The following is a 17,438-nucleotide window of genomic DNA, read 5'->3' as shown; positions in this document are numbered from 1 at the left end:
ATTCGGGTGTGGATAGTTCGATCCGCGACCACTCGAGACGCTGTGACTTGCAACGGTGAGCGACGGCACGGCAGTCGAACGAGGGTGCCGATTCGGGTGTGGACAGCTCGATCCACGACCACTCGGAACGCTGTGAAATTCAACGGTGAGCGACAGCACAGCAGTCGAACGAGGACGCCGATTCGGGCGCGGATAGCTCGATCCGCGACCACTCGGAACACTGTGAAATTCGACGGTGAGCGACGGCACGGCAGTCGAACGAGGGTACCGATTCGGGTGTGGATAGCTCGATCCGCGACCACTCGGAACCCTATGAAATTCGACGGTGAGCGACGGCACGGCAGTCGAACGAGGGTGCCGATTCGGGTGTGGATAGCTCGACCCGCGACCACTCGGAACACTGTGAAATTCGATGGTGAGCGAAGGCACGGTGTCGCACGAAAGCGCCGATTCAGGCGTGACCGGCAGCACATGCAAACCACGCCGAAGCCCACGCATCCGCAGTCGCACCGACGCGGCAGAGCAGCACGCGCGCGCCCTCTCCACCGAAAGACACAGCACGTCGACTGCTTTAGGCGACCGGATATCCACATCGCGGCAAGCACGCGAATGGCACGCGCGATCGCGTGTGCGGTTAGAATGCGCGACCCCGAAGCCGCGTCGAAGATCGGGAACGGGCACGCAAGTCGACACCTGGCCCGTCCGGGTACCGACGCGCACCATTGAAATACACAGCGCTTCGAGTGAATTCCCCGGCAGGTTATCCACACCGCGATGCGTGCGCGGCTCTATCGCCGATCCGCACTCGCCGTTAGAATGCGCGGCGCTCCGGATTTCGTGCGACGCCCGGAAGTCCGCACCAGGCAAGTCTCACGCGCGATCGGTCGGCGGCGCTCACCGGTCAAAGGCACAGCATTTTTCGTCGTCGCGATTCCCGGTTGTCCACACCCTGCATCGCGCATCCGGCCGCACTCACCGGTGAAATGCACAGTCTGCCGAGTGGTTTCGAGGCCGGGATATCCACAACCGACGCGGCGAAAAAATTCATCGCGGGCGCTGCGGCAACGTCGGTTCACGCACCTGCCCGCGATCGGCGCCGGATGCCGGAAAGCCCCGCAAATTCGGCCTCCGGACGCACGCTCACCGTTCGAATCCACAGCGTTTCGAGTGGGCGGAAACCCGGTTGTCCACATCCGCGCCGAAGCGGACGGCGCCCGCAAGCGCCGTCACTCGGCAATCGAACGGATGATCCGCGCCGGGTTTCCGCCAACCAGCGTATTCGGCGGGACGTCGCGCTTCACGACGGCACCCGCGCCGACAACCGAGTTCTCGCCGACCGTCACGCCGCCGATGATCGTCGCACCCGCGCCGATCCACACGTTGCTCCCGATCACGATCGGCCGGGCGACGACGGCGTCGCGCCGGCGGGACGGCTCGACCGGATGGCCCGACGTGATGAGACTGACGTTCGGCCCGATCATCACGTCGTCGCCGATGTCGAGGCCGCCGAGGTCATAGAACGTGCAGTTCTGGTTGATGAACACGTTGCGGCCGATCCGCGTATCGGCGCCGCCCGTCGCATAAAACGGCGGGATCAGCAGAAAACCGTCGTCCATCGCCCTTCCGATCAGTTCTCCGAACAATGTCCGGACGTCGTCCGCATCGTCGAACGTCAGACGGTTGAGCCGCGCGGTGATCGCCATCGTCCGCTCGAGCTCGGCGCGCATCGCGGCCGATTCCGGCGTGCGCCGGGGAATGATCGTGGTGCGATCGTCGTTCGCCATTCGTTGCCGTTCTCCGTGCGCGCTCGAACCGGCACGCCGCGCATCACGCAGCGCCTGACTCGCCGAATACGATCGCATCGCCTTGAATTCAGTCATTCGGTCGACCCGCGCAGGGTCACCCGGTTTCCACGTTTCGCGCCCCGCCGACGGCCATCGTCCGGGCTCGTGCGGGCAGCCGACGACGCTGCTGCAAAGCCGTGGAACAGCACGGTCGTGACCGCTTCAGCCGAGCACGCATACGTCAATCTCAAACTAGTTCTTTAATGACTAGTTAATTCATGAACTTCCGCCATACAAGGCTTTGCGGGAAATTCCCTACCCGCCCGCATCCGCCCGGACACGCACGACACGCGCCCGCGCCAGGCTCCGCCATTCTCGCCGTCCGCCCCTGTCCGAACCTCTCCCGCTCGGGTACGCTTGAGCATCCACCGACCCGACACGCACACCCATACGCGGAGGCGCGATGAAGCTCTACTACTGGCCGAAGACCCGGGCATTCCGGGCGCTGTGGATGCTGGAGGAAATCGGCGCCGTCTACGAGCTCGTGCCGATCGACTTGCGATCGCACGAACAGGGCAGCGACGCGTTCGTCCAGGTCAATCCGATGGCCAAGCTGCCCGCGCTCGACGACGGCAGCGAACCATTCGCCGAATCCGGCGCCGTGCTGCTCTATCTCGCCGATCGCTGCCCGGGCGCCGGGCTCGGCATTGCACCGGACGATCCGCTGCGCGGCCGCTTCCTGCAGTGGATGTTCTTCACGCCCACCTGCCTCGAGCCGGCGATGGCCGAGAAATTCACCGGCGCGTCGGGCAATCCGGTCGCCTTCGGCTGGGGCAACATCACGCGCGTGCAGCGTGCGCTCGCACAAACGCTCGCCCACAGCCGCTGGCTCGTCGGCGATCACTTCACCGCGGCCGACCTGCTGCTCGCCAGCACGCTGAAGATCGCGTTCGACGCGCACCTGCTGCCGCACGAAGGCGTGCTCGGCGACTACGTCGCGCGCGCCGAGGATCGCGACGGCCATCGCCGCGCGGTCGCGGTCGAACAGCGCGAAGCGGCGCGCCTGCTGCATGCGTGACGCGTGAACGGCACGGCCTTCCGTCGCGGCAGCCGCGCCCGAAGGCCGGCGCCCGTTCGCGCCGTTCACGGCCGTCATGCAGCCGGCCCGGGCGTATGCGCGGCCGTGCCGGCCTCGACCACCACGCCCGGCGAGCCGCGCTCGTCCGTATCGGTGTCGACCGGCACGACTTCGTGAAAATGCGTGTAGTCGATGTGCGTGATGCCGCCTTCGTCGTGCATCAGGTCGACATAGCGGTGACGCCAGCGGATCTCCGCATGCGTCCATGAGTAGCGCGCCTGCATGACTTGCGCGGTCGTCTCGTCGGAGCCCTCGATCGTGATCAGCAGCGACGCGTCGCGCGCGGCGAGCGACTCGGCCGTCTCGCCGAACAGCGGGCTCGTTTCGTCGATCACGTGCATCAGGTTCCAGCCGAGCAGGAAGATCGGATGCTCGTTGCGCACGAGCGGCAGGTCGTGGATCTTGCGCAGCATATAACCCTCGTGCGTGCCTTCGACGCGCATCAGCCGCAGTTTCGCCTGCGCTTCGGCGATCACGTTCTGGCGCGCATTCGCGGCGCGCACCATCAGCGTCATCCGCCCGTTCAGCGGACGCACGATCGCGTAACGCGCGAACAGGATCTTCGCCTGCGGCCGCGAGAAGCGCGCGAACACGAGGCCGGTCGCGAGCGCGATGCCCGACATCCCGATGAAGATCTCGAAGGTCGAGACGACGTGCGCGTAGACGGTCTGCGGATGCATGTCGCCATAACCGACCGTCGCGAGTGTCTCGACGCTGAAGAAGAACGCGCCGGCGAACCCGGCCGGCGACTGGTTCGCGATCGGCGCGTGGCCGAGCAGGTAGAGCGTCGCGAAGCCGCCGTTGAGCAGCAGGAACAGCACCGCGAGCGACAGGAAGAATACGGGCCAGCTCACCGTCAGCGCGCGGTGATAGAGGTCGCGCCAGCCGAGCGGCGGCATCCCGTACGCGATCACGGGGCGGGTGCCCGACCAGATCTTGCGGCCGCGGCCGCGGGTGGCTGGGGAGGACGAATCGACGTTCATCGCGCAAGGGCCTGGAGCAAGGAGGCGATGAGCGTAGCACGCGCGGGCGGCGGCCGGGAATGCGCAGCGATGCGGAGCGGGCTCGCGCGTGCGGCGCGAAAAAAAGCCGGCCGCATGGGCGGCCGGCTTCGCGGTCGTTCGGCGTGCTCGCGGCGCGGCCTGGGGCTTGCGGCTTGCGGCTTGCGGCTTGCGGCTTGCGGCTTGCGGCCTGCCGCCGAACTTACTTGCGGTCGACGATCACGCGGTCGAACGTGCCGCCGTCGGCGAAGTGGGTCTTCTGCGCATTCGCCCAGCTGCCGAAAACCTGCTCGACGCTGAACGTCTTCAGCGGCTTGAACTCGGCCGCATGCTTCTTCAGCACGGTCGCGTCGCGCGGGCGCAGATGGTGCTGCGCGATGATCTCCTGCGCCTGCGGCGTGTACAGGTAGTCGAGATACGCCTGCGCGACCTTGCGCGTGCCCTTCTTGTCGACGACTTTGTCGACGACGGCGACGGGCGGCTCCGCGAGGATGCTCGCCGACGGGTACACGGCGTCGAATTCCGCGCCCGACGCGCCGGTGTCCATCAGCGCGACTTCGTTCTCGAACGTGACGAGCACGTCGCCGATGCCGCGCTGCGTGAAGGTCGTCGTCGCGCCGCGGCCGCCGGAGTCCAGCACCGGCACGTTGCGGAAGATCGCCTTCTCGAAGTCGAGCGCCTGCTGGTCGGTCGCGCCCTTCTGCTTCTGGTAGCCCCACGCGGCGAGGTACGCGTAACGACCGTTGCCCGACGTCTTCGGGTTCGCGATGATCACCTGCACGCCCGGCTTCGCGAGATCGCTCCAGTCCTTGATCGCCTTCGGATTGCCCTTGCGCACGAGGAACACCATCGTCGTCGAGTACGGCGAGCTGCCGTCGGGGAAGCGCGCGCGCCAGTCCTTCGGCAGCAGCTGGCCGCGCTCGGCGAGCAGGTCGATGTCGTTCGGCTGGTTCATCGTCACGACGTCGGCCTGCAGCCCCTGCAACACCGACAGCGCCTGCGCGCTCGACGCGCCGTGCGACTGCTTGATCGTCACCGTTTCACCCGTCTGCTGCTTGTAGGCGGCGGCGAAGCTCGTGTTGATGTCCTTGTACAGCTCGCGCGTCACGTCGTACGACACGTTCAGGATCGACGTGTCCGCATGCGCGGCCGTGGCCGCCACGACCAGCGCCGCCGCGGCGCCCGTGTGCAGCCAGCGGCCGATCCCCTTGATGCTTGCCATCGTGATATGCCCCGTTTCCAGTGGTGGTGGATATGCGTGACGGCACGCGTACGCGCTGTCATCGAAACGTAAGCGGGCATTTTAACGGCCGGGCGCGACGCACTTTCCAATCTGTCGTGGAAAGCAAATCTCTAATTCTGCTAAGCGGCGCGCGTCGCTCGCGTACGCGCCGGATCCGGTGTTAAGATCGCCGTTCAGCCCCTTTCACGGTTCATCCATGTCCGTTGCCCCGCGTTCGCCGTCGATCCTTGCCGCCATCGCGGCAGGCGCGCGCGCGGCCGGGCTGAAACTGAAAAAACGACACCTCGACTGACGGGGGCGTCGCGTCCCGTCAGGCGAATGCCGGACGGGATGCCCGCAGGTCGTTTCTTTCTCCTTGCTCGCACGCCTCGCTCCGGCACCCCGCCGGCGGAACGGTTCCTTCCCACTCCGTTTCCACCATGAGGCTTTGCATGCACACACGTTTCGAAGGTATCTGGCTGCCGCTCGTCACGCCGTTCCACGACGGCGAGGTCGACCACGGCGCGCTCGCGCGGCTCGCGCGTCACTATGCGGCGGCGGGCGTCGCCGGGTTCGTCGCGGGCGCGACGACCGGTGAAGGCGTGCTGCTCGACGCGCGCGAACAGGACGCCGTGTTCGCGACGCTGCGCGATGCGGTGCCCGACCTGCCGATCGTCGTCGGGCTCACCGCGAGCGCGACGCACTTCGCGGCCGCCCGCGCACGCGAACTCGCCGCGCTGCGGCCCGACGGGCTGCTCGTCACGCCGCCCGTCTACGTTCGGCCGACGCAGGACGGGATCCGCCGCCACGTCGAGGCGATCGTCGAGGCGGCCGACCTGCCGGTCCTCGTCTACAACATCCCGTATCGCACCGGCGTGAACGTCGAACTGGAGACGCTGCAGGCGCTCGCGCGCGATCCGCGCGTCGCGGGCATCAAGGAATGCGGCGGGACGCTCGACCGGTTGAGCCGGCTCGTGCACGAGACGCCGCTCGCGATCCTCTCCGGCGACGACAACCAGAACTTCGCCGCGCTGTGTGCCGGCGCGCATGGCGCGATCGCCAGCAGCGCGCACGTGCTGCCCGAATGGCACGTGCGCATCCACGCGCTGCTGCGCGACGGCCGGCTCGCCGACGCGCGACGGCTGTCGGTCGCGCTGCAGCCGCTCGTCGCGGCGCTGTTCGCCGAGCCGAATCCGGCGCCGGTGAAGGCGGTGCTGGCTGCGCAGGGGTGGTGCGAGGACGGGCTGCGGTTGCCGTTCGTGCCGGCGAGCGCGGGGTTGCGGGAGAGGCTCGGCAAGCTGTGCGCGGCGCTGGAGGCGTCGACGCAGACGGTCGCGGCAGCGTAGGATTTCGCTCCCGAAACTGTTTCAGACCGTCAGAATCCGCGACGCGCCATACTGCGCAAGATGGCCGTCGGCGGTGATGAGCAGCATCGGTTCGGACCAGGCCTGTGCGACCAGCAAGCGGTCGAATGGGTCGCCATGGTAATGGGGAAGATGACGTACGGCCGCACCATGTGCGGCCCGAACCGGCAGTTCGCGATATTGGCTCGCGTTCAGTTTGTCGACCAACCGATCCACATCGACGTCCAGCTTCCCTTTCCCGGCCTTGATCGCGACTTCCCAGATGCTCGCGCTGCTGATGAACACTTCGTCGGCTGCGACGATCAGCTTGCGCGCCCGAGCGCTCAACTTCGGATCATTCGCCACCGCCCAGAGAAAGATGTGCGTGTCGAACAGCAGCCGCATTACTCACCTTCGAACGCCGCGAGCTCCTCGGCGGAAAGCGGTGCATCGAAATCGTCCGCAATCCAGATCTCGCCCTCGAGGGCGCCGAATGGATGAATCGGCTTGAGCGGCACGAGCCGGACCGACTGCTTGCCGTCCTGCATGATCACGACGCGTTCGCCGGCGATCGCGGCATCGAGAAGCCGCTGAAGATCGAGCGCGGCTTCCGGGACAGTGGCAACTTGCATGATGGCCTCCGTTGAGTGATCCACCATTGTCACGACATTCGCCGCGTCCCTCCAATAGGCCGAACGCCCAGCCGGGCGCAGGCGTGTCGATCGCCATCACGCCGCCAGCGCTCCAGCCTCCCCTCGCGTCGCGTCCCGCACCGCCTGCGTGACGATCCGCGCGAGCCGCTCGACGGTCGGCGTCGCCGACGACGTCCGCCGCAGCAGCATCAGCGGCAGGCCCGGCAGTGCCGGCAGCCCGGACGACACCGCGTCGAGCACACGCACCGACGCGGGCAGCCCGTAGTGCGAGCGCACGGTCAGCCCGAGGCCGGCCGCCGCCGCCGCCCACAGCCCGGCCAGGCTCGGCGTCGTGAACGCGACGCGCCACGGCACGCCCGCGCGGTCGAGCGCATCGGTCGCCGCGCCGAAGAAGCGGCACGGCCGGTCGAACACGACGAGCGGCAACGGCTCGCCCGATGCGCGCATCGCACGCAGACGCGCGGCGCCGTCGTCGACCGCATCCGCCGGTCCGTCCGCGTCCGGCACGCCGAAACCGCTCGCGCCGCCCGCCGCGATCCACTGCATCGGCACCTGCGCGATCGCGTCGCTGTCGATGCCCGCGCGCGACACCAGCGCCGCCGACGCCGGGTCGCCCCACACGAGCGCGAGATCGAGCTGGTTCGCGTCGAGCCGCTCGAGCAACTCGGCATTGCGCGCGACGCGCGCCTCGATCCTCACCTTCGGATGCGCACGCGCGAAACGCCCGAGCACGTCGGGCAGGATCGCTTCGCCGAAGTCCTCCTGAAGGCCGACCCGCACCCAGCCGTCGAGATTCACGCCGCGCACGGCCGCGGCCGCTTCGTCGTTCAGCTCGATCATCCGCCGCGCATAGCGCAGCATCGCGTCGCCGGCGTCGGTCAGCGCGAGCCCGCGGCCGGCCTTCACGAACAGCGGCGTGCCGGCCTGCTCCTCGAGCTTGCGGATCTGCGCGCTCACCGCCGACGACGAACGCGCGACGCGATCGGCGGCCTTCGCGAAGCTGCCGAGATCCACACCCGCGACCAGGCTGCGCAACGCCGCGACGTCGAAGTTCGGCCGGGCCAGCGTGGCGTCGGGTGCCACGAGCGACGCCTCGCCGGGGGCAGGGTCTTGTCCGGACATCTCAATCATCCCGTTTTATCGAACGATTCATCAAAAACTTTCCGATTTTCAGGATGAATGTAGGTCGCCACACTGGCGATGTCAATTTCCACACGGGCCCTGTCGCCATGGATACCTCCTGCCTAGCATCCCTGTCCCTGTCCTTGCCCGCGCGCGACGCGCGCGGCCCGGCCCATCGCTGGCGCGTGCTCGCGGCCGGCGTCGCCGCGAACATGAGCTTTTCCGCCGCCGCGGCGGGCATTCCGACCACCGCCGTGTGGATGCGCTCGGCCTATCACCTCGACAACGGCGCGCTGGGCCTCGTGCTCGGCGCGCTCGGCTTCGGCGTCGCACTGTCCGAACTGCCGTGGGGGATCGCCGCCGACCGCTTCGGCGATCGCCGCGTACTGCTCACCGGCCTCGTCGCGACCGCCGCGATGCTGGCGCTGATGGTGGCCACGATCGTCCCGGCCGCGCACGCGGTGCCGCCGCTCATGCGCGTCGTCGCGGCGATGGGCTGCGTCGGCCTGCTCGGCGGCAGCGTGAACGGCTCGAGCGGACGCGCGGTGATGCGCTGGTTCGGCGAGCGCGAACGCGGGCTCGCGATGAGCATCCGCCAGACGGCCGTGCCGCTCGGTGGCGGCGTCGGCGCGGCGCTGCTGCCGTCGCTCGCGTCGCATGCGGGCTTTGCCGCGGTGTACGGCGCGCTGATGCTGCTGTGTGCCGGATCGGCCGCGCTCACGTGGCGCTGGCTGCACGAACCGCCCGACACGGCGGCCACCGCGCCCGCCGCCGCGAACCGCGCCGTCGGGCAGCAACCGCCGGCCGCGCCCGCGCGCAGTCCGCTCGCGAGCGGCCGCGTCTGGCGCATCGTGCTCGGCATCGGCGCGCTGTGTGCGCCGCAGTTCGCGGTACTCACGTTCGCGACCGTGTTCCTGCACGATTTCGGCCGGCTCGGCCTCGCCGGCATCAGCGCGGCGATGGTCGCGCTGCAGTTGGGCGCGATGGTGATGCGCGTGTGGAGCGGCCGCCATACCGACCGGCACGGCAACCGGCGTGCGTACCTGCGCGGGTCGGTCTGCGTCGCGTCCGGATCGTTCGCGCTGCTCGCGGCCGCGACCGCCGGCAGCCCGCACGTGCCGCTCGCCGCGATCGTCGCGATCCTCGTGTTCGCCGGCATCTGCGTGTCGGCCTGGCACGGCGTCGCGTACACCGAACTCGCGACGCTCGCGGGCGCGAACCACGCAGGCACCGCCCTCGGGATGGCGAACACGGTCGTCTATCTCGGGCTGTTCGCGACGCCGCTCGCGATTCCGCCGCTGCTCGCCGTCAGCTCGTGGAGCGTGGTGTGGCTCGCGACCGCGCTGATCGCGGCGGCAACGTACCCGTTGTTTGCCCGCTAGCCAGCAAGCGGGCGCCAGCGGCGACGCCCGTCCTGCCGACCGCATGGCGCGGCATTCAGAACTTGTACACGGCCGACAGCATCGCCGAGCGGCCGTCGCCGAACTCGACGGCCGACGATTGCGATGCGTTTCCCACCACCTGCCGCACGCGTTCGACATAGGCGCGATCGAACAGGTTGTCGACGTTCAGCTGGAAGCGCAGCCTGCGGCTCACGTCGTACGACGCCATCAGGTTGTGCACCCAGTACGCGCCGAGCTTGCCGTCGCCTTGCGACGTCACGTTGCGCCGGCCGACGAAGTGCGAACCGTAGCCGACCGTCCAGCCGGCCGGCAACCGATAGGTCGTCCACAGGTTGAACGCGTGCCGCGGCGTGTTGCCGAGCGCCTGTCCGTCGCGGCGCGGCGTGGCCGGTGAACTGAGCGTGACGCTCGCGAGATACGTGTAGTTGGCGAACACGTCCCACTGCGGCGTCACCTTGCCCGCGGCCCCGAGCTCGATGCCGCGAACGCGCTGCCGGCCCACGAGCGCGTAGCTGCCGTCGGCCATGCGTTCGCGCGCGTTGTTCTTTTCGGTCTGGAACAGCGCGCCGTTCAGCGCGACGCCCGCGAGCCCCTCCCATTTCGCGCCGAGCTCCAAACTCTCGTTCTTCTCGGGCGCGAGCGCACCGGTCGCCGCGCTCACGCCGGAGCCGGAGGTCACGAGAAATTCGGCGGACGGGTTGAACGACGTGCCATACGCGAAATACGCGCGACCGTTGTCGGTCGGCTTGAACACGAGCCCCGCGCGCGTGCTCAGGTGACGGTCGGAACTGTCCGCGCGCTCGGCGGGCTTGCCGGCCGCGGCCCCTTTCGCCCAGCCGTCGATCCAGTCATGCCGCAGCCCGACGTCGATGTCCCAGTGGCGGCCGACCGAGATCGTGTCGAACGCGTACAGCGCCTTCACGACCAGCGCGGTGTCCTGGCGGGCACTGTCCTCGCGCTGCGCCGGGCCGCGCCACACGCCGGGCGGCGCCGCGAGCGCAAAGCCGTCGGCTGGGTAGAACCGGTTGAGCCCGTACGAATAGGTCGTGCGGCCGTACGTTTCGCGCGAGATCTCGAAGCCCGTGACGAGCGTATGCCCGACGCCGAACGTCGTGAACGTGCTCGTCACGTTCGTCTGGTTCGCCCACATCGCGGTCGACGCGTCGCGGCCGTAGCCTTGCGGCCCGGCCGGCTTGTAACGCCCGGGCGGCAGCCCTTCCAGGCTCACGCGCGCTCCCGAAATCACCGTATCGCGATTCAGGTGCGCGTAGCGGCTCAGGTTCTGCACCTTCAGGCTGGACGACACGTCGTGCTCGGCCTTCACGGTGACGGCATCCGCAGCGATCCGTTCGCGATCCAGATTGCGCCAGCCGAAATAGCGGTCGCGCGACATGCCGGCCAGCACCTGGCCGTTGTGCGCAGGCAGCCCGTAGTCGGGCAGGTTGTTGTCGTACTGGTGAAAATAGCCGAGCGTGACGCGCGTCGGCGTGCCGAGGCCAAATGCGAGCGACGGCGCGACGCCCCAGCGGCGCTTGCGGATGTCGTTGCGGCCCGGCACGTCGTTCACATGCGCCATCGCGTTCAGGCGGAACGCGGCCCGGCCTTCGGTGCCGGGCACCGGCCGGTTCGCATCGAGCGTCACGCGGCGGTAGCCGGACGTTCCGAGCATCGTGCCGGCCTCCGTGAGCGCGCCGGCTTTCGGCGTCTTGCTGATCAGGTTCACCGAGCCGCCCGTCGTGCCCGCGCCGCCGAATACCGAGTTCGGCCCCTTGATCACCTCGACCGCCTCGATGTTGAACAGGTCGCTGCGATTGTTCTGCGCACTGTCGCGCAACCCGTCGAGCTGCATATTCGCGTTCGCGCCGAAGCCGCGGATATTGAACATGTCGCCCGACCCGCCGCCGCCCTCTCCCGCGTTGAACGTGATGCCCGCGACGTTCGACAGCGCGTCGCGCAGGCTCAGCGCCTGCTGTTCGTCGAGCACCGCGCGCGGCACGACGGTGATCGTCTGCGGCACGTCGAGCAGCGGCGTCGCGTATTTGGCGGAACCCGACCGGTCGACGCGCGTACCGGCGTCGCGATTGCCGTGGACGAAGATCGGGCTCAGGTGCGGCGCGTGGCGCGGCTCGTCCTCTTCCGCGCACGCAGGCGCGGCGGCACAGGTCACCATTGCGAACGCAACGGACGCGGTCGCGCGACGCGGCGGCGTCGCGCTCGACAGAATGCAACGACTCATGTTCACTCCACCCCATTAACGAGAATGGTTCTCATTCAATAGAAATGGAGTCGACGTGGCAATTGGACACGTACGAACTTCGGGATCCGAATGAATCGTCGAACGACGCGGGCATGGCGCAGGCCAGCATGACGCAGTGTGGCGTCTCGATCATTCGCACGGAGCGTGCGACAGCTGGCTGCGTGCGGTCTTCGCGTTCCGGAGGCCGCCGACTGTACACGCCACCGATGCGCGGCACCGTGAAATGGCAGCCGTTCGTCACACGCGGGCGCAGCACGCCCCACGGCGCCCGCGCATCCGTCAGGCCGCCTCGCGCGCCAGCGCGCGCCGCGCGGCCGGCCGCGTACCTGCGACGTGACGCTGAACGTCAGCGTGCTGCCGAGTGTCGCCGAGCGCTGGCTCGCACCACGCCTGCCGCGCTTCACCGCCGCGCATCCGCACATCGCGATCGCGCTGCACCCGGACGTGGCGCTCGCGCCGCTGCGCAAGCGCGACCGCATCGACGTCGCGCTGCGCTACGGGCCCGGCAGCTGGCCGGGCGTCGTCGCCGAAAAGCTGATGAACGAGACGATCTTCCCGGTCGCGAGCCCCGCGTACCGCAATCGCGACGGCATTGCGCCGCGCGTGCCGGCCGATCTCGTGCGCGCGACGTTGCTGCGCCATCCCGCGCAGCCATGGGAACCGTGGCTCCAGGCTGCGCGGCTCGACCTCACCGAATCCGCTCGCGCGCCGCGTTTCACCGATGCGAATGCGCTGATCGACGCGACGCTGAAAGGGCGTGGCGTCGCACTCGCGCGCCGCTCGCTGATCGAGCCCGAGCTCGCGGACGGCACGCTCGTGCGCGTATCGACGGTGCGCGTGACCGACGTGTATGCGCACTACGTCGTATGGCGCCCCGGCCATCCGCAGGAAGCGGCGATCCGCACGTGGCTCGACTGGCTGCGCAGCGAAGCGCGGCGCAGAACGCCGCGCCGCTGACGCTGCGGCTGACGCTCACGCGCGCGTCGGCATCGCCACCTTGTCGAGCGTGATCGGCAGATCGCGCACGCGCACGCCCGTTGCGTGATAGATCGCATTCGCGATCGCCGCCGGCACGCCCGTGATGCCTATTTCGCCGATGCCGCGGATGCCGAGCGGGTTGAAATGCGTGTCGCGCTCGTCGACGAAGCTCACGTCGAGATCGCCGATATCCGCGTTCACGGGTACGTGATATTCGGCGAGGTTCGCATTCGTGAAGCGGCCATGCCGCACGTCGAGGAACGAGCCTTCCTCGAGCGCGGTGCCGAGCCCCCACACCATCCCGCCGATCAGCTGGCTGCGTGCGGTCTTCGCATTCAGCAGGCTGCCGACGCTGTACACGCCGACGATGCGCGGCACCCGGATCGTGCCGAGTTCGGCATCGACGTGTACTTCGGCGAACACCGCGCCGAACGAATGAGATGCATAGCGCGACTTCTCGTCGCCCGGCTTCGCGGTCGCCTGCGCTTCGAGCGGCCGTCCGCCCGCCGCGCGATCACCGCGGCGGCCGGATCGCGCCGCGACGGCTCGCCGCGATGCACGAGCCAGCCGTCGTCGACCGTCACGTCGTCCGCCGCGACGCCGTGCAGCGGCGAGCCCGAATCGGCGATCGCCAGCGCGATCAGCATCGCGCGCGCCCGCAGCGCGGCGTCACGCACGGCCGGCGCGACGCTCGCCGCCGATTGCGAACCGCCCGACACCGGCGCGCGCGGCAGGCTCGAATCGCCGAGCACGAAGCGCACGTTCTGCGGCGCGAAGCCGAGCGCGTCGGCGGCGACTTGGGTCATGACCGTGTAGGTGCCGGTGCCGATGTCCTGCGTGCCCGACGCGACTTCGGCCGTGCCGTCCGGCAGGATGCGCGCACGCGCAGACGCCTCGCTGCGATTCGCCGGATACGTCGCGGCGGCCATCCCGAGACCGACCAGCGTGTCGCCGTCGCGCATCGTGCGCGGCCCGCCGGTGCGCCGCGACCAGCCGAAGCGTTGCGCGCCGGCCTGGTAGCACTCGCGCAGCTTGTTGCTCGACCACGGCTTGCCATCCTCCGGGTCGACCTCCGCGTAATTCGCGAGCCGCAGCGCGACCGGATCCATGCCGAGCCGCCACGCGAGCTCGTCCATCGCCGATTCCAGCGCGAACGAACCGGACGCCTCGCCGGGCGCGCGCATGAACGTCGGCGTGCCGACGTTCAGCGACACGATCCGGTGCGTGGTCGCCTGGTTCGGCACTGCATACATGATCCGCGACGGCATCCCGCACATCTCCGTCCAGTCCTCGAACGTCGACGTGGTGACGATCGAGTCGTGGCGCAGCGCGGTCAGCGTGCCGTCGGCGCGCGCGGCCAGCACGACGCGCTGCTCGGTGAACGGGCGGCCGCCGACCGGGCCGAACATCTGCGGCCGCGTCAGCGCAAGGCGCACCGGGCGCCCCACCTGGCGCGCGGCCATCGCGCACAACGACACGTGCGACCACGACGATCCCTTGCAGCCGAAGCCGCCGCCGAGGAACGGCGAGATCACGCGCACCTGCTCCGGCGCGATGCCGAACACCGCGGCCACCGCCGTGCTGGCGCCCGACACGCCCTGCGTCGCGTCGTGCAGCGTGAGCGTCGGGCCGTCCCAGTGCGCCATCGTCGCGTGCGGCTCGAGCGGGTTGTGATGCTGCATCGGCGTCGTGTAGGTGGCGTCGATGCGCACCGCGCCCTCGCGCAGGCCTGCATCGACGTCGCCGCGCTGCGTGTCCATCGCGCGCCCCTGCTGCTTCGGCGGCACGCGCGCGCCGCGCTTCGCGCGCGCGAAATCGAGCGTGGCATCGCTCGCGCGATAGCGCACCTGCACGGCATTCGCGGCGTCGGTCGCCTGCTCGAGCGTTTTCGGCGACGACGACCGCGACAGGTTCGTTGGCTGTAGCGCACCGTGTCGTCCTGCAACAGCGTGAGCCGGCGCCGGCCGGGGCGACAGCGGCGTGCGGCCGCCGTTGGGCAACCGCATCGCGTTCTCGTGCGTCATCACGAGCAGCACGCCGGCATCGCGCGTGCGCGTGCCGCGTCAATCGATTCGATGCGCCCCGCTGCGATCGTGCTCGTCACGAGCACCGCGTGCGCGAGGCGCGTATCGGCGAATTCGGCCGCATAGCGCGCGCCGCCCGTCACTTTGAGTACGCCGTCGACACGGTCGAGCGGCTGTCCGGTCACCGTGTTCATGCCGCATCTCCCGTCGTGCCAGCGGCCGCATGCACCGCACGGACGATCGCGCGCTGCGCGAGCGCGACCTTGAATCGATTGCCGTCGAGCGGCCGCGCGTCGCGCAACGCGAGCGCAGCCGCCTCGCGCAGCGCCGCATCCGTCGGCGCGCGGCCGACGAGATGCCGTTCCGCGGCCGTCGCGCGCAGCGGCTTGTGCGCCACGCCGCCGAGCGCGATGCGCGCCTCCGTCACCTGCGCACCGTCCAGCCGCAACGCGGCGGCCACCGCGACCAGCGCGAACGCGTAACTCGCGCGGTCGCGCACCTTCAGGTAGTGCGCATGGTCCGCAAAGCGCGGCGGCGGCAGATCCACCGACGTAATCAGTTCGCCCGGTTCGAGCGTCGTGTCGAGATCGGGCCGATCGCCGGGCAACCGGTGAAACGACGCGAACGGAATCTGCCGCGCGCCGCGTGGGCCGCTCACCTGTACGACCGCGTCGAGCGCCGCGAGCGCGACGCTCATGTCCGACGGGTTCACCGCGACGCACTGCTGGCTGGCGCCGAGAATCGCGTGCATCCGGTTGTGCCCGCCGATCGCCGCGCAGCCGCTGCCCGGCTCGCGCTTGTTGCATTGCGCGAACGCGGGATCGTAGAAATACGGGCAGCGCGTGCGCTGCATCAGGTTGCCGCCGACGGTCGCCATGTTGCGCAATTGCGCGGACGCGCCGGCGAGCAGCGCCAGCGACAGCAGCGGATAGTCCGCGCGAATACGCGGATGAGCGGCCGCATCGCTGTTGCGCACGAGCGCACCGATACGCAGTCCGCCATCCGGCAACGCGTCGACCGTATCGAGGCCCGCGATGCGCGTGATGTCGATGAGCGTGACGGGCCGCGCGACGCCGCCCTTCATCAGGTCCAGCAGGTTCGTGCCGCCGCCGATGAAGGCCGCGCCCGGCCGCTGCGCCGCCCGCACGGCGCCCGCGACGTCGGTTGCCCGTTCGTAGGAGATCGCTTCCATGGCCGGGTCCTCCCGCGCTAGCCGTTCGCCGCGTGCGCGGCGCGCACGGCGGCGACGATGTTCGGGTACGCACCGCAGCGGCACAGATTGCCGCTCATGCGCTCGCGGATCTCGTCGTCCGACAGTTGTGCGGGCCGGCGTCGCACGTCGTCGGTGACGGCGCTCGCCGCGCCCGCCGAAAACTCGTCGAGCAGCGCGGTCGCAGAACACAGCTGGCCGGGCGTGCAGTAGCCGCACTGGAATGCATCGTGATCGACGAACGCACGCTGCATCGGGCTCAGCACGCCGCCGCGCGCGAGCCCCTCGACGGTCGTGATCCGCTCGCCTTCGTGCATCACCGCGAGCGTCAGGCACGCGTTGATGCGCCGCCCGTCGACGAGCACCGTGCACGCGCCGCATTGCCCGCGGTCGCAGCCTTTCTTGGTGCCGGTGAGGCCCGCGTATTCGCGCAGCGCGTCGAGCAGCGTGACGCGCGGTTCGAGCTGCAGCGTGTATTCGCGCCCGTTGATGTCGAGCCGCACGGGCCGCGCCGGGACCGTATCGCGATGTGTCGCCGCAGGCGTGGATGTCGTGTGCGGCTGCTGCGGATGAACGTGCGATGCGGCGCCGACGGTCGCGGCCGCCGCCGATTGCAGAAAGCGGCGCCGTGCGGCGCTGGACGGCGTATCGTGCGGCAACGGCGGCGACGCCGCATGGCCGGCCGCGAGCGGCGACGGGGCAGCATCGCTTGCGGGTCCGGTGGACGGGGGGATGGGTCGATCGCTGGACATGGCTTCTGCTCGCTCCCTGGTTGATGGATGCGGATACGCCGCCCGTGCCCGGTTGGCCGCGCGGGACAGCGCGTGCATCGGCGCTGCGAGCAATTCCGGTGCCGCAAGCCGACACGGGTCTTCGCCTGCGCCGGGCAGATTGCGTTCATGCGTTGCGAACGGACCGCACGCAGGTATCGGTTGCCGCTCCTGTCACGTGCGTGCCGCTACGCTGGCGCGTGGCTGACCGCCGGCTGTCGATGCGGTAAAAAACACGCATTCGGCAGTGGCGCGGGCGACACATCGACCGACGCTGGCCAAAAGCGTCCGCACCGCCGTGCACGACACGTCGCATCGCGTACATGGTTCGTTGCGTTGCACGCGCGTGTAAATGCGCGCGGCCACTACATCCGCCATGAAAATTCGGCGGGTCGACCCGGCTCCGCCGCCGTGAAAGCATATGGTCAGCATCACGAAAGCCGTTCGCGATCACGCGCCGGTCGCAAACGATTCACCGAATCGTCGCATCGCACGGGCATACTCGAAAACGTTTCCCGATCCGCCTGCCAGGA

General features: G+C 69.3%; 12 protein-coding genes and 2 pseudogenes. 4 read left to right on the top strand and 10 right to left on the bottom strand.

Annotated elements, in window-relative coordinates; translation table 11 throughout:
- Positions 1-1,226: 1,226 nt before the first annotated feature.
- Positions 1,227-1,784 (bottom strand): sugar O-acetyltransferase, encoded by a 558-nt coding sequence (locus PL79_RS13405; protein WP_044846170.1) that lies wholly within the window; start codon positions 1,782-1,784, stop codon positions 1,227-1,229.
- A 463-nt stretch (positions 1,785-2,247) separates the two neighbouring features.
- On the opposite strand from PL79_RS13405, the gene PL79_RS13400 reads away from it, so the two are divergent.
- A complete protein-coding gene (locus PL79_RS13400) occupies positions 2,248-2,862 on the top strand; it encodes a glutathione S-transferase family protein (protein ID WP_044846169.1) in 615 nt (204 codons plus the stop codon).
- Positions 2,863-2,936: 74 nt separating this feature from the next.
- Here PL79_RS13400 and PL79_RS13395 read toward each other — a convergent pair whose 3' ends face one another.
- Together PL79_RS13395 and PL79_RS13385 are read right to left on the bottom strand one after the other, a co-directional pair.
- The gene (locus tag PL79_RS13395) at positions 2,937-3,905 is read right to left on the bottom strand and encodes an ion channel (protein WP_044846168.1); all 969 of its coding nucleotides are present in this window, start codon (positions 3,903-3,905) and stop codon (positions 2,937-2,939) included.
- 220 nt (positions 3,906-4,125) lie between these two features.
- On the bottom strand, positions 4,126-5,145 hold the full coding sequence (locus PL79_RS13385) for a sulfate ABC transporter substrate-binding protein (RefSeq protein WP_044846167.1): 1,020 nt from the start codon (positions 5,143-5,145) through the stop codon (positions 4,126-4,128).
- A gap of 452 nt (positions 5,146-5,597) precedes the next feature.
- Here PL79_RS13385 and dapA point away from each other — a divergent pair, with 452 nt between their 5' ends.
- Entirely contained in the window at positions 5,598-6,491 is an 894-nt protein-coding gene (gene dapA, locus PL79_RS13375) for a 4-hydroxy-tetrahydrodipicolinate synthase (RefSeq protein WP_044846166.1), read from the top strand.
- 21 nt (positions 6,492-6,512) lie between these two features.
- Here the strand turns inward: dapA and PL79_RS13370 are convergent, their stop codons facing one another.
- The 3 genes from PL79_RS13370 to PL79_RS13360 all read right to left on the bottom strand — a co-directional run bounded on the left by PL79_RS13370 (position 6,513) and on the right by PL79_RS13360 (position 8,263).
- Positions 6,513-6,893 carry a type II toxin-antitoxin system VapC family toxin gene (locus PL79_RS13370; protein WP_044846165.1) on the bottom strand — a complete coding sequence of 127 codons (381 nt, stop codon included), beginning with the start codon at positions 6,891-6,893 and terminating at the stop codon, positions 6,513-6,515.
- Complete coding sequence (locus PL79_RS13365) at positions 6,893-7,147, bottom strand: type II toxin-antitoxin system Phd/YefM family antitoxin (protein WP_052664711.1); 255 nt, start codon at positions 7,145-7,147, stop codon at positions 6,893-6,895. Before PL79_RS13365 ends, PL79_RS13370 begins: the two co-directional genes overlap by 1 nt.
- 69 nt (positions 7,148-7,216) lie before the next feature.
- Complete coding sequence (locus PL79_RS13360; protein ID WP_044846203.1) at positions 7,217-8,263, bottom strand: LysR substrate-binding domain-containing protein; 1,047 nt, start codon at positions 8,261-8,263, stop codon at positions 7,217-7,219.
- A gap of 107 nt (positions 8,264-8,370) precedes the next feature.
- Between PL79_RS13360 and PL79_RS13355 the strand changes: the two genes are divergently transcribed.
- Positions 8,371-9,645, top strand: coding sequence for an MFS transporter (locus tag PL79_RS13355; RefSeq protein WP_044846163.1), 1,275 nt, complete (start codon positions 8,371-8,373; stop codon positions 9,643-9,645).
- 55 nt (positions 9,646-9,700) lie between these two features.
- On the opposite strand, the gene PL79_RS13350 is transcribed toward PL79_RS13355, so the two are convergent.
- Positions 9,701-11,902: a TonB-dependent receptor gene (locus PL79_RS13350; protein ID WP_044846162.1), complete on the bottom strand. Its 2,202-nt coding sequence runs from the start codon at positions 11,900-11,902 to the stop codon at positions 9,701-9,703.
- 330 nt (positions 11,903-12,232) lie between these two features.
- Here PL79_RS13350 and PL79_RS13345 point away from each other — a divergent pair.
- Positions 12,233-12,880 (top strand): annotated as a pseudogene (locus tag PL79_RS13345) (LysR substrate-binding domain-containing protein); the annotation flags it as partial.
- Between the two features lie 15 nt (positions 12,881-12,895).
- On the opposite strand, the pseudogene PL79_RS13340 reads toward PL79_RS13345, so the two are convergent.
- The 3 genes and pseudogenes from PL79_RS13340 to PL79_RS13330 form a co-directional block, all read right to left on the bottom strand.
- Positions 12,896-15,119: pseudogene (locus tag PL79_RS13340) on the bottom strand (xanthine dehydrogenase family protein molybdopterin-binding subunit).
- A complete protein-coding gene (locus PL79_RS13335; protein WP_044846160.1) occupies positions 15,116-16,117 on the bottom strand; it encodes an FAD binding domain-containing protein in 1,002 nt (333 codons plus the stop codon). Before PL79_RS13335 ends, PL79_RS13340 begins: the two are co-directional and overlap by 4 nt.
- Before the next feature lie 17 nt (positions 16,118-16,134).
- Positions 16,135-16,887 (bottom strand): (2Fe-2S)-binding protein, encoded by a 753-nt coding sequence (locus tag PL79_RS13330; protein ID WP_044846159.1) that lies wholly within the window; start codon positions 16,885-16,887, stop codon positions 16,135-16,137.
- Between the last annotated feature and the right edge of the window lie 551 nt (positions 16,888-17,438).

The sequence above is a fragment of the Burkholderia sp. USMB20 genome, from assembly GCF_000949135.2.
GTDB lineage: Bacteria > Pseudomonadota > Gammaproteobacteria > Burkholderiales > Burkholderiaceae > Burkholderia.
The sequence above is the reverse complement of the archived record's forward strand: the minus strand, read 5'-3'. Positions and strand labels throughout refer to the sequence as shown.